Source organism: Flavobacterium sp. (assembly GCF_035760125.1).
Taxonomy (GTDB): domain Bacteria; phylum Bacteroidota; class Bacteroidia; order Flavobacteriales; family Flavobacteriaceae; genus Flavobacterium.
The window spans coordinates 1-13,551 of the sequence record NZ_DASTTN010000192.1; the positions used below are offsets into that span (position 1 = coordinate 1).

A 13,551-nucleotide genomic window follows, 5' to 3' on the forward strand; every position below is an offset into this window, starting at 1 on the left:
TGTAGTTTCTTTGTAACTCTTGAATCGCATGTAATTCTAAAAATATTTACGGGAAAAGTCGGGTGACTTTTATCATGTTCACAGCTTTCAAAAACTTAAAAAAAAATGCAAAGTCTTGAGAATTTGCGGAGTTGGGCCATATATGGAGTTATTTGGGATAAATGATATGGCAAAAAAATAACCCGCTCTCCGAAGTCTCTAGACTTCGTTACACACGTAGAGCAAACAATAGAATTCCACAATCAAAGTCTTTGCGAGCTATGAAGCAACCTCACTACCAAAAGCAAATCCGACAAGTCTATACATACAACGTTGAAAAAAAACCTTGCAGGATTATTGAACAAGCTAATTTATTTATAAATAAGCTGAGTTCGATTAGTGCTTTTTTTTCTTTCCAGATAATGGCAAAAAAGCAAAATGTTTCCCTTTAGCCCCGATAGGAGTGAAAATCCTTTTTTGCCGGGGTTCGGCACAAAAGATTGCAACGGATAGCGGGACCATTGCTAACCAAAAAAGCTCAATGTTTTTTCTTCAAAATCAATTAAGCGTAAGTAAATTATATAAATAAAAAAATAAATTTTAATGAATTTGATATGTATCTTTGTACTTACATTAATTTTAAAATTGAAAAAAAATGAGGAAAATTCTTTTAATATGCACTATGGCCATTTTGGTTTTTGCATGTAAATCTGCGACAACTGCCCCTGCAACGCCGGAGCCAGTTTCTAATGCTCCTATGACAAAATTAGATAAGACTTCTCAGGTAGGTATCAAAGGAAATTGGCAGATTACGAATGTTAGTTATCCAGGTTCTGATTATATTAAAGTAAACTCTTTTAATCTTGCGGATTCAAAATGTTTTGTGGGAAGTACATGGAAGTTTATTTCGAACAATAATAAAGGGAATATGACTTTGAACAGTCCTAATTGTACTGCTTTTACATCTGATATCACTTGGTATATAAATAAGGAGGGACAATTTGTTCTTAAAATATTAGACGAAGGATTGAAGTCTAAAAAAGTGAAAACCGGTTTCGTTCTTGGAGTTAGGAACCAAACAGAAACATCATTTGAATTGATTGACAAAATAAATGTAGGTAACAAACCTACGGATGTTGTTTACCAATTTCAAAAAGTTAACTAATTTATAATATAAAAAATAAGATGAAAAAAATAACGATTTTAGGGTTAAGTAGTTTATTGGTATTGAGTTTTCTTTTTACAGGTTGTGAAGCAACTAAAAATGCCAATAATACTCAAAAAGGAGCTGGAATTGGTGCTGTTGCAGGAGGAGTTCTTGGCGCAATTATCGGAAACCAAACTAAGCTTGGAACTGCAGGAGGAGCACTTATTGGTGCTGCTGTAGGAGGTGGTACTGGAGCTTTGATTGGTAATAGTATGGATAAGCAAGCTAGAGAAATAGATCAAGCCTTGCCAGGAGCTGATGTTGAAAGAGTTGGGGAAGGAATTCGCCTGGTTTTGAATGAAAATGCAGTTCGTTTTGATGTGAATAAATCTTCTTTGACCGCTCAAGCCAAAGCTAACCTTGACAAATTAGTGCCTGTGTTTAATTCTTATGCAGATACTAATATTGAAATTTTTGGTTATACGGACAATACTGGGAAACCAGAGTATAATTTGACACTTTCTCAAAAAAGAGCCGAATCGGTAAAAATGTATTTAGTTTCAAAAGGATTGGTGGCTAGCCGTTTTAAAACTTCTGGTCATGGAATTGCAGATCCAATTGCATCAAATGATACGAAAGAAGGCCAAAGCCAAAACCGTCGTGTGGAATTTGCCATTACTGCAAATGAAAAAATGATAGAAGACGCCAAAAAGAAACAATAGTGGCATCTTGAATGTTGAAAAAAAACTGCTTTATTATGAAGCAGTTTTTTTTTGGATATAAATGAATTATGAACACATTCTTTTTGCTAAAGAAACTATATTTGTTCTCTCAAATTTTAATGTTATAGAATGCTTCAAGTTCAAAATATTTCATTCGGATACACCGAAAAAATCATTATTCAGAATGTGGATTTCACAGTCGCTAAAGGACAGAATATTGCTATTCTTGGAGAAAGTGGTTGTGGAAAAAGTACCCTTTTAAAACTTATTTATGGTATGTATGACCTAAATGAAGGGCACATTTTTTATAATGAAACGGAGATTCGAGGACCTAAATATAATTTGATTCCAGGGATGCCATTTATGAAATATTTGGCTCAGGATTTTGATTTGATGCCCTATGAAACGGTTGCTGAAAATGTAGGCAAGTTTCTATCCAATGGTTTTTTACCCTTAAAAAAACTACGCATTCAAGAATTACTGGAAATGGTTGAAATGACCGAATTTGCCAATGTAAAAGCCAAATTATTGAGTGGAGGGCAACAGCAACGTGTGGCATTGGCCAGAGTTTTAGCATTGGAACCAGAAGTATTGTTACTGGATGAACCTTTTAGCCATATTGATAATTTTAGAAAAAATGCATTGCGCCGAAATCTGTTCGCTTATCTGAAGAAAAAAGGAATCACTTGTTTTATAGCGACCCACGACAGCGTTGATGCTCTTTCTTTCTCTGACGAAACGATAGTTTTACATCAGGGAAGGATCATGGAAAAAGGCCCATCTGCAGATGTCTATAATTATCCATTGAATAAATATGTAGCCTCTCTTTTTGGTGAAGTCAACGAACTAAAATTGTCTCAATTAATGCCAATAGATGGAGAAGATGAAATTGTTTTATTGTATCCCCATCAGTTAAAAGTAGACGCACACGGATCTATGCAAGCAGTAGTAAAACAATCTTTTTTTAAAGGTAGCCGCTATTTGATAAAAGCTGCTTTTGATAGGAAAGCCATTTTCTTTGAACATGAAACTGCACTAGAATACAATCAAGAAGTTACCTTGAAAATTATCTAATAGTAAGATCTAAAATTACTATTGGATTTAAAATAGTAAGGCAAAACTACAGATGTCTAAAAAAACACTATATTGTGTTCTTGTTTTTTAAAAGATATTTAAATTTGCAACCTTGATTTTAATAAAATAATAAAATATGTACCATTCAAAAATAACGGGATTGGGATATTATGTCCCAGAAAATGTAGTGACTAATGATGATCTGTCTAAAATCATTGACACAAATGATGAATGGATTCAAGAAAGAACAGGAATTCAGGAAAGAAGGCACATCATTCGTGGGGAAGATACCACGACTTCAATGGGGGTAAAAGCCGCCAAAATAGCTATGGAGCGTTCGGGTGTTGCTGCAGAAGATATTGATTTTGTTGTTTTTGCAACATTAAGTCCTGATTATTATTTTCCAGGGCCAGGGGTTTTGGTGCAACGTGATTTAGGTTTGAGAACGGTTGGAGCGTTAGACGTACGTAATCAATGTTCTGGATTTGTTTACGCTATTTCTGTAGCCGATCAATATATCAAAACAGGGATGTATAAAAATATTCTTGTGATAGGTTCGGAGGTTCATTCTACGGGATTGGATATGACAACACGAGGGAGAGGAGTTTCTGTAATTTTTGGAGATGGGGCAGGAGCCGCAGTTTTAAGCAGAGAAGAAGACGTGACGAAAGGAATTCTATCGACACATTTACATTCTGAAGGAATTCATGCTGAAGAATTGGCTCTTACGGCACCAGGAATGGGCGCGCGTTGGGTAACTGATATTATAGCTGACAATGACCCAAATGATGAAAGTTATTTCCCTTATATGAATGGACAATTTGTATTTAAAAATGCGGTAGTTCGTTTTGCCGAAGTAATCAACGAAGGTTTGGAAGCCAATAATTTACAGGTTTCGGATATTGATATGTTGATTCCGCATCAAGCCAATTTGAGAATTTCACAGTTTATTCAAAAGAAATTCGGACTGAGTGATGATCAAGTGCATAATAATATCCAAAAATATGGAAACACAACTGCAGCCTCTATTCCAATTGCCTTGACTGAAGCTTGGGAACAGGGAAAAATAAAATCAGGGGACACTGTGGTTTTAGCCGCTTTTGGAAGTGGATTTACTTGGGCAAGTGCTATTATAAAATGGTAATGTAACTTTGATAATTATAATTTTAAAAAACTTGAAGTACAACCTTCAAGTTTTTTTTTAACCTTTTTTTAATGGAAAATAGCTTACTTGAAATAGTGTATTTTAATCTGCAATCTGCAATAATTGCCCAACAAAATGGTGCTGATAGAATAGAATTGTGTGCCAACATGAAAGAAGGTGGTACTACTCCTGATTTTGAAATTGCAAGTAAAGTTCGAAGTGAATTGAGTATAATGATGCATGTAATGATTCGCCCACGAGGAGGGAATTTTGTATATACAGATCAAGAATTCAGTAAAATGAAGAATGAAATTGAGCAATTCAAAAATATGGGAGTCGATGGGTTTGTATTTGGAATTTTAAACAACGATGGAACTGTAAATGTTGAACAGAATAAGGAATTAGTAGCCTTGGCAAGTCCAATTCCCTGTACCTTTCATCGAGCTTTTGATGTGGTTGCAGCTGTTTATGATTCGTTAGAAATAGTTATTAATTGCGGTTTCAAAACCATATTGACTTCGGGACAAGGATCAAATGTATTGGAAGGAATTGAGGTATTGTCAGCATTAGTAGAAAAAGCAAAAAACAGAATTATAATAATGCCAGGAGGTGGATTTCGTTCCTCAAATAGTAAGATGTTAAAGAGAAAAACTAACGCCCTTTTTTATCACTCCTCTGCAATTACGGATTCAAGCGAAACAGCAAATGGTGATGAGATAAAAGCATTGAAACAGAGTTTGTAAATTAAATTTAACTAAACATAAGAAACCCCAGAGTTGGCATTCTCTGGGGTTTCTTCTTTTTGCAACCTAATTATTAAAACTAATCTTTAAAACCCGCCGCTTCCTTGGGTTTCATTTTTATCTCTTTCTTTTCTTTGAATCGCTTTGTTTTTTCCAGTTCCAAAACGATAATTGAATCCTACATAAGCAGTTTGACTTTCCCAATGGAATTCACCTGTTTGTACTTTTGGTTTTGTGGCATCAAAAGCAAAATGCATGCTGTCAAATAAGTCAGTTACTCTGGCAGTTATTGTTCCGCTACCTTTAAGTACCGTTAGACTCGAACCTAAATCAACTCTCCACATCGGTTTTCTTAGGAATTGCAATCCTAAATCTTCACCACGGTACATTCCTGTCAATTGAAAGCGCAAATTTTTATTGGCTTTGAATGTGTTGCTTATACGAGAGTTAAAAGTAGTAACATCTACTTCTATATAATCCATTTCAACGTAACCTTTTGTTTTTTTGTTATATACATCAAAACTAATGTTTGCAGTATACCATTTTGTAAAATCTAGATTTCCAGAAAGTTCTACTCCAAAAGCGTTGTTATCTCCGACATTAGCATAAGATAAAATTTGTCTTTCAGAATCGTTTGGATTCTCATAAATGGTTCTTGAAATCTCGTCATTGATTTGACGGTAAAACACTCCTGATGTTATAGAACCTATTTTGGTTTTTCGGGTATAATTTAATTCAACCGAGTTGGTGAATTGAGGAGACAATTCTGGATTACCTTCTGAGTCTATCAAAGGAGTACTCCATTCACGTATTGGATTTACTTGGTCGATACTCGGTCTGTCGACACGTTTTGAAACACTAAGATTAAAGGAATCATTGTCATTTGGTGCATAATTTAAAAAACCGGATGGATACACCGTGAATAAATTATCATTAAAAGTACCATCGGCTTCATTTACTTTTTTGAATAAAGCATCGGCGTTGTATTTTTCAAAACGAGCTCCAACTTGTGCATTCCATTTTTTCCACTGTTTTGAGATAGTGGTATAGGCAGAGTAAATATTTCTTTCGTAATTGAAATTTGAATTATAAGCACCATCCAAAAGGAAGTTGTTTTTGGTGTTTTCAATTCGGGTTTCTAATCCTGCTTCTAGTTTGATGGTTTCCGTCAAAGGATTCGTGTAATCTAAATTTAGTAAAACATTTTCTCCTTTGTTGGTGATATCATTCGTTTTAGGAGTGTTGAATACGCTATTTTCTGTATTGTCGTTGTTGCTATAATTGCCTTCAAATTCAAGAGTATGTCCTTCTTTTTTGAATTTTTTCTTGTAATCTAAATTATAGGTTTGCGTGTAATTGTCGTTTTTAGTGTCCAATAATTGATTGATACTTGGTTCAGTAGTGGCTGAAAAATCTACATTTACTTGAGATTTTCCATTTTCATCACTGATGTTTTGAGTTGTATAGACAGAAATGGTATTGTAGTCATTCAAATAAAAGTCAAGCCCTACTTTGGCTAAGTGTGCTGTGTTCTCGTTTGAAAAATCAAATTTTTGAGTATTCTCAATAGCTCCATTGTCATCAAACGTTTCTACTTGTCCATGATTGTGATGTTTACCGGTGGTTAAACCATAATTGGCATACATATTCACTTTTCCATTACGGTAATTCATGTCAAAAGAAGAGTTTGTTTTTGGTGTCTCACCAAAGGTTACTCCACTGTTTATACTTCCGTTAAAACCTATTTTAGCATTTTTGTTCAATACGATATTGATAATTCCACTCATTCCTTCGGGATTGTATTTGGCCGATGGGTTGGTGATTAATTCAATTTGTTTGATTGAAGTAGAAGGAATTTGTTGTAATAGCTGAGCCGCGTCAACAGTTGTCGGCTTACCATCTACAAATACCCTAACATTAGAATTTCCTCTAAGACTCACTGCATTGGTTTGCGGATCGACACTCACCGAAGGAATATTATTCATGATTTCGGCAGCAGTTGCTCCTGCGCTTAGTAAATCTTTCCCAACGTTGATGATTTTTCGATCTGTTTTTTGTTCGATTAAGGAATGTTCTTTGACAATATCAACTGATTGTAGTTCTGTAGCTTCTTCTTCCAAAAGGACTTCAATAGTGGAATTTTTTTTGGCCGAACTCAATTCAAAAGAAGTGGCGTATTTTTTGTATCCAATGAATTCTACTTCTAAGTTGTATTTTTTTAATTCTAAATTTTTTATTAGAAAGTTTCCATTTTCGTCAGCAACAATTCCTGTTACTACTTTTCCGGCATCTTTTATTACTATTGAAGCATATTGTACAGGCTGGTTTGTTGCTTTGTTTGTTACTTTTCCCGAAATAACACCGGGGTTTTCGGCTTGTGCAATTCCTATAAAACTCAATAGGAAAAGTGTGAATAATTTAAATTTCATAATTTGTTTTTTGATTGATTATTTTGATTGATGATTGCAAGTAAGACTGTTTTGTCTTCTTTTTGTAACACGATTTCAGAAAAAAATTGAATGATTTTTAGAAAGAATATTGGGAAACTTTGATTTTTAGTAGTTTGTATTCGAATTTTTTTTGATATATTTTTTTGTTTTAGGTGTTTTAAAACGTCCTTTTTAGTTTTTAAGGGAAGTGTTCCATATTAATTAGAGCATGTAGAGTGTCAATATTCCTATTGAATGGATCCTATATTTTATGACACTTCTTTTTTATAAAGACTCCCAAATAGAATGTTAATTTTCACTTTCTATATTTGGCGAATAAGCCTTATATTTGCACACTTAAAAAAATCAAGTATACATGTCATTATCCAATATTCTTACCCCATCTATAGAGAAAGCCATTCAAACTTTGTTTGATGTAGCCATTGATAAAATAGAGTTTCAAGCGACCAGAAAAGAGTTTGAAGGCGATATTACTATGGTTATTTTTCCATTGCTTAAGGTGGTGAAAAGTAATCCTGTTGAATTGGGAAATAAAATTGGAAATTATCTGGTGGAAAATGTTTCGGAAGTAGCGCGTTTTAATGTGGTTTCCGGATTTTTGAATATTGTGATTGCAGATCAATATTATCTGAATTTTTTCAACGAAATTAAAAGTGTTGAAAAATTCGGATTTGTAACGCCTTCGGGAAATGACAAGGCAGTGATGGTAGAGTATTCTTCACCAAACACCAACAAACCTTTGCACTTAGGACACGTTCGTAATAATTTATTAGGATATTCTGTAGCCGAAATTATTAAGGCTTCCGGAAAAAAAGTATACAAAACACAAATCATCAACGATAGAGGAATCCATATTTGTAAGTCAATGTTAGCTTGGCAAAAATTTGGAAATGGAGAAAATCCAGAATCTACTGGATTGAAAGGCGATAAATTGGTTGGTAACTATTATGTGGCTTTTGATAAAGCCTACAAAGCAGAAATCACCGAATTGATGGAAGCCGGAAAAACAGAAGAAGAAGCCAAAAAAACAGCTCCAATTATTCTTGAAGCACAACAAATGCTTTTGGATTGGGAGAATGGAAAACCGGAAGTAATTGCACTTTGGAAAACCATGAACCAATGGGTCTATGATGGTTTTGCTACTACTTATAAAAATCTAGGAGTAAATTTTGATAGCTTTTATTATGAAAGCAATACCTATTTATTAGGAAAAGATGTGGTTCAAGTAGGATTGGACAAAGGGATTTTCGAAAAAGACCCTGACGGTTCTGTTTGGATCGATTTGACCGATGAAGGATTGGATCGTAAAATTGTGTTGCGTTCTGACGGAACTGCAGTTTATATGACTCAAGATATTGGGACTGCAATTCAACGTGTGAAAGATATGCCAGATGTTGGTGGAATGGTTTACACCGTTGGGAATGAGCAGGATTATCACTTTAAAGTATTATTCTTGATTCTGAAAAAATTAGGATTTGACTGGGCTTCCAATCTTTTTCATTTATCATACGGAATGGTAGATTTACCTTCTGGAAAAATGAAAAGCCGTGAGGGAACTGTTGTTGATGCCGATGATCTAATGAATGAAATGACTGATACGGCTCAAAAAATCGCTGAGGATTTAGGAAAACTAGAAGGTTATTCTGCAGAAGAAAAATCAAAGTTATACAATACGATTGGTCTTGGAGCGCTTAAATATTATATTTTGAAAGTAGATCCAAAAAAACGAATTCTGTTTAATCCAGAGGAATCTGTTGATTTTGCTGGAAATACAGGGCCTTTCATTCAATATACTTACGCAAGAATTCAATCAATTATTCGCAAAGCCGATTTTGATTTTGTAGCCAATGCAGGAATTGAGGAACTTCATGAAAAAGAAAAAGAATTGGTAAAACAACTTGAATTGTTTCCGGAAGTGATTCAGAATGCAGCTCACAATCATAGCCCTGCTTTGATTGCTAATTATACATATGACTTGGTTCGTGAGTACAATTCTTTTTACCAAGCCGTTTCTATACTTGGAGAAACTGATTTGAACAAAAAAATATTCAGAGTGCAATTGTCCAAAAAAGTGGCAGATGTTATTGCTGATTCCTTTAGTTTATTAGGGATAAATGTTCCAGAGCGAATGTAATTTTTATAAATAAAATTTAAGGAGAGGCTGTCTATATTTTTATGCAGCCTCTTTTTTTGTGTGTTAATGGCCAAAAAAGCAAAATACTTACTTTTAGCCCCGGTTGAAGAGGAAATCCTCCCGTTTTTTTCGGGAGATTGCAACGGAAAACGGGACGATATTGCCAAAAACACCAAATCTTTCTGCTCCAAAATAATAATCAGACTACCGTTTTTAATTTTATTTTAAAACAAATGCTTTTTTATTTCTAATACTATTTAAACTTCAATATCAAATCATTAAATTTGCGCCTTAATTAAAGAGAAATACAATTATGTTCGATAATTTAAGCGATAAACTAGACAAAGCCTTTCATATATTAAAAGGACACGGAAAAATCACTGAAGTAAACGTTGCCGAAACTTTGAAAGAAGTGCGTCGTGCTTTACTTGATGCCGATGTCAATTTTAAAATTGCCAAAGATTTTACAACCAAAGTAAAAGAGAAAGCAATAGGTCAAGATGTATTAACGACATTGCAACCTGGACAATTATTGGTAAAGTTAGTCAAAGATGAGCTTACTGAATTGATGGGTGGAGATGTTGCGGGAATTAATCTTTCTGGAAATCCTTCCATAATATTGATGTCAGGATTGCAAGGATCTGGAAAAACAACTTTTTCTGGTAAATTGGCTAATTTTCTTCAAACAAAAAAGAATAAAAAACCACTTTTGGTTGCCTGTGATATTTATCGTCCGGCGGCAATTCAGCAATTGTATGTTGTAGGAGATTCGATTGGAGTAGAAGTTTATTCTGAACCAGAAAATAAAAATCCTGTTGAAATTGCTCAAAATGCAATTAAGCATGCAAAAGCAAATGGATTCAATGTGGTGATTGTCGATACTGCTGGTCGTTTGGCTGTCGATAAAGAAATGATGGATGAAATTGCTAAAGTACATAAAGCCATCCAACCACAAGAAACTTTATTTGTTGTGGATGCCATGACAGGTCAGGATGCCGTGAATACAGCAAAAGCTTTCAACGATATCTTGAATTTTGATGGGGTTATTTTAACCAAATTGGACGGTGATACTCGTGGTGGAGCTGCGATTTCTATTAAATCGGTAGTGAACAAGCCTATTAAGTTTGTTGGTACTGGTGAAAAAATGGATGCGATTGATGTTTTCTATCCAAATCGTATGGCAGAACGTATCCTTGGTATGGGGGATGTTGTGTCGTTGGTGGAAAGAGCGCAAGAGCAATATGACGAAGACGAAGCGAGAAAAATCCAAAAGAAAATTGCTAAAAACGAATTTGGTTTTGATGATTTCTTATCTCAAATTCAGCAAGTTAAGAAAATGGGTAATATGAAAGACTTGGTTGGAATGATACCAGGTGCTTCAAAAGCAATGAAAGATATTGAAATTGAAGATGATGCTTTCAAACACATTGAAGCAATTATACATTCAATGACTCCAGTTGAAAGAAGTAAGCCTGCAATAATTGATGTAAAAAGAAAAGCTAGAATTGCCAAAGGTTCTGGGACAAAAGTTGAGCAAGTGAATCAATTGATGAAACAGTTTGAGCAAATGAGCAAAATGATGAAGATGATGCAAGGCCCAGGCGGAAAAAACCTGATGAAAATGATGGGCGGAATGAAAGGAATGCCAGGCGGAATGCCGAGATAAAATAAGAATGTTTAAGGTTTAAAGTTTCAAATAGATTGAAATTTTAGACCTTAAATTTTTTAAACTAGAAGAGAATAATTATATAATTTGAGTTTCGCCTTTTAAACTTGAAACTTTAAACCTCAAACATTTAACTTTTTAAAAATGCAAATACTAGACGGAAAAAAAACATCAGAAGATATTAAAAACGAGATTGCTGCCGTAGTGCAAAAAATGAAAGCGGATGGGCAGAAAGTGCCTCATTTAGCTGCTGTTATTGTTGGTAACAATGGAGCTAGTTTGACTTACGTAGGAAGCAAAGTGAAATCTTGTCAACAAATCGGTTTTGACTCCACCTTAGTAGCTTTGCCAGAAACGATTACAGAATCGGATTTATTGGCAAAAATCAAGGAATTAAACGAAGATGATAATTTGGATGGTTATATTGTTCAATTACCGTTACCAAAACACATCGACGAGCAAAAAATTCTTATGGCTATTGATCCTGAAAAAGATGTGGATGGTTTTCATCCTGCTAATTTTGGAAAAATGGCTTTGGATATGGAAACATTTTTGCCTGCAACGCCATTTGGAATAATGGAATTGTTAGAGCGATATAAAGTAGAAACTGCAGGTAAACACACCGTAGTTATTGGTCGTAGCCACATTGTGGGGAGACCTATGAGTATCTTGATGAGTCGCAAAGGTTATCCTGGGGATTCTACAGTGACACTTACTCACAGTAGAACTAAAAATATTGAAGAGTATACTAAAAACGCCGATATCATCATCACAGCTCTTGGAGTTCCAAATTATTTAAAAGCCGATATGGTGAAAGATGGAGTTGTAGTAATCGATGTTGGTATTACGAGAGTGGAAGATGCTTCTCATCCAAAAGGGTATGTAATTACCGGTGACGTTGATTTTGATGGGGTAAGCAAGAAATCATCTTTCATAACTCCGGTTCCGGGAGGAGTAGGACCAATGACTATTGCGATGTTGTTGAAAAATACACTTTTGGCAAGAGAAATTAGAAGTAGAAAATAAAATACATATTATTTATATTAGAAGCCTTAAACGAAAGTTTAGGGCTTTTTTAGTTTATAATAATTTATTATTTTCTTAAATCTCGGGCCGTCTCTTTCGATGGACCAGCTTGATGCGAGATTCTTCGGTTTGAACAGAATCAAAACTAAAAGAGGACTTTTTTCCGAAGTAAATGGAGATTTTATGGATTATTCAGGAATATTTCTTTATTGATTGTTTTTTATGACATGAAATATTTGTTTCGTGACATTTTTTCATTAATAATGTTAAGAATGATTATTTTTGTGTTGAAGAAAATAAAATTTTTGAATAGAATAATCCTTTAAAAAAAAGAACAAATTTGAAAAATCAATCAAAATCCTCGACTCTAAAAGTTATCATGATATCGTTTTGTGTTTTAGCTATTCTTTCATCTGGATTTTTTTATTATTCTAGCGGTATGAGTAATGAATCAGAACCAGTTTCAAAATCAATTGAGCCAGTTTTAAAGCCAAATGGGCGTGAAAAAAAAATGATATTGCAAGAGCTTAAAGATTTAAAAAAGACTTATGATGGAATAATTATCGAAAACAAGACACTTTCTTTAGAATTAATTCAAGAAAGAGATAAGGTAATCAAGCTAATGTCTGATTTGCTTACGTCTCAAGATGCTCAAATTTCTTTGGATATGTATAAGAGTCAGATAAAGTTATTACAAGATAAAGTTGGAATGGTGATAGTTGAAAATGAGAAACTGAAAAAGCAAAATGTATTAATAACGGGACAACGGGATAGTGCAAAAGTAGTTTTGAAACAATCTCAAAAAAGTAATGAAGGTTTAAAACGAGATTTACAAAACACAGTTGATAAATTTTCTAAATTGGTTATTTCAGGTACTACAATAACAACTTTTAAATTAAAAAATTCAGGTGAACAAGTTATCACAGATAAAGCAAAAAGGGTAGATGGAATTAATATTACTTTTTTAATTGCTAAAAATGAAATGGCTAAACCAACAGAAAAAGTTTATTATATTCAAGTGGTGAATAGTGAAAATGTTGTTTTAGGAGATGTTAACGATGGAACGCATCAGTATAAGTCATTAACATACAGTTTGGCTGCGAAAGTGAAATATGAAAACAAAATGATAAAAATTTCTCAAAATTTGCTTGGAAATGATTTAGTCAAAGGAACATATTATGTTAATATTTATGACAAAGAAGAATTGATTGATGAGTCTATTTTTACATTAAAATAATTGGATGAGATAAATTTGTTTTCAAACAGATTTAGTCATTAATGAATAATGAAAATATCAGAATACAAAAATGTCAGAAGATTTTTTTCTGACATTTTTGTATTCTAATATTTAATAATCTCCTCTTTTCTTGAATCGAGGATCATCTCTTTTGATGAATTCGGTTTTTCGTTTTGGAGCTTCTGTTTTTGGTAAGCTGGCTTCCTCTGTTTTACTGGAAGGCTCAATA

The 13,551-nt window shown here is 33.8% G+C and carries 10 protein-coding genes and 1 pseudogene; 9 read left to right on the top strand and 2 right to left on the bottom strand.

Annotated elements, in window-relative coordinates:
- Positions 1 to 634 precede the first annotated feature (634 nt).
- From VFS71_RS07135 to VFS71_RS07155, 5 genes are all read left to right on the top strand, one after another.
- Complete coding sequence (locus VFS71_RS07135) at positions 635 to 1,144, top strand: lipocalin family protein (protein ID WP_326400237.1); 510 nt, start codon at positions 635 to 637, stop codon at positions 1,142 to 1,144.
- 20 nt (positions 1,145 to 1,164) lie between these two features.
- Positions 1,165 to 1,848 carry an OmpA family protein gene (locus tag VFS71_RS07140; RefSeq protein WP_326400238.1) on the top strand — a complete coding sequence of 228 codons (684 nt, stop codon included), beginning with the start codon at positions 1,165 to 1,167 and terminating at the stop codon, positions 1,846 to 1,848.
- 129 nt (positions 1,849 to 1,977) lie between these two features.
- Positions 1,978 to 2,922, top strand: coding sequence for an ABC transporter ATP-binding protein (locus tag VFS71_RS07145; RefSeq protein WP_326400239.1), 945 nt, complete (start codon positions 1,978 to 1,980; stop codon positions 2,920 to 2,922).
- Between the two features lie 136 nt (positions 2,923 to 3,058).
- Positions 3,059 to 4,066: a beta-ketoacyl-ACP synthase III gene (locus VFS71_RS07150; protein WP_326400240.1), complete on the top strand. Its 1,008-nt coding sequence runs from the start codon at positions 3,059 to 3,061 to the stop codon at positions 4,064 to 4,066.
- Positions 4,067 to 4,137: 71 nt separating this feature from the next.
- On the top strand, positions 4,138 to 4,809 hold the full coding sequence (locus VFS71_RS07155) for a copper homeostasis protein CutC (protein ID WP_326400241.1): 672 nt from the start codon (positions 4,138 to 4,140) through the stop codon (positions 4,807 to 4,809).
- An 86-nt stretch (positions 4,810 to 4,895) separates the two neighbouring features.
- Here the strand turns inward: VFS71_RS07155 and VFS71_RS07160 are convergent, their stop codons facing one another.
- Positions 4,896 to 7,238: a TonB-dependent receptor domain-containing protein gene (locus VFS71_RS07160; RefSeq protein ID WP_326400242.1), complete on the bottom strand. Its 2,343-nt coding sequence runs from the start codon at positions 7,236 to 7,238 to the stop codon at positions 4,896 to 4,898.
- A 376-nt stretch (positions 7,239 to 7,614) separates the two neighbouring features.
- On the opposite strand from VFS71_RS07160, the gene argS reads away from it, so the two are divergent.
- From argS to VFS71_RS07180, 4 genes are all read left to right on the top strand, one after another.
- Positions 7,615 to 9,393, top strand: a complete 1,779-nt coding sequence (gene argS / locus VFS71_RS07165) for an arginine--tRNA ligase (RefSeq protein WP_326400243.1) — start codon at positions 7,615 to 7,617, stop codon at positions 9,391 to 9,393.
- 313 nt (positions 9,394 to 9,706) lie between these two features.
- Positions 9,707 to 11,059 carry a signal recognition particle protein gene (ffh, locus tag VFS71_RS07170; protein ID WP_326400244.1) on the top strand — a complete coding sequence of 451 codons (1,353 nt, stop codon included), beginning with the start codon at positions 9,707 to 9,709 and terminating at the stop codon, positions 11,057 to 11,059.
- 144 nt (positions 11,060 to 11,203) lie between these two features.
- Complete coding sequence (locus tag VFS71_RS07175) at positions 11,204 to 12,085, top strand: bifunctional 5,10-methylenetetrahydrofolate dehydrogenase/5,10-methenyltetrahydrofolate cyclohydrolase (protein WP_326400246.1); 882 nt, start codon at positions 11,204 to 11,206, stop codon at positions 12,083 to 12,085.
- 340 nt (positions 12,086 to 12,425) lie between these two features.
- On the top strand, positions 12,426 to 13,322 hold the full coding sequence (locus VFS71_RS07180; RefSeq protein ID WP_326400247.1) for a hypothetical protein: 897 nt from the start codon (positions 12,426 to 12,428) through the stop codon (positions 13,320 to 13,322).
- A 111-nt stretch (positions 13,323 to 13,433) separates the two neighbouring features.
- Here the strand turns inward: VFS71_RS07180 and VFS71_RS07185 are convergent.
- Positions 13,434 to 13,551 (bottom strand): annotated as a pseudogene (locus VFS71_RS07185) (23S rRNA pseudouridine synthase F); the annotation flags it as partial.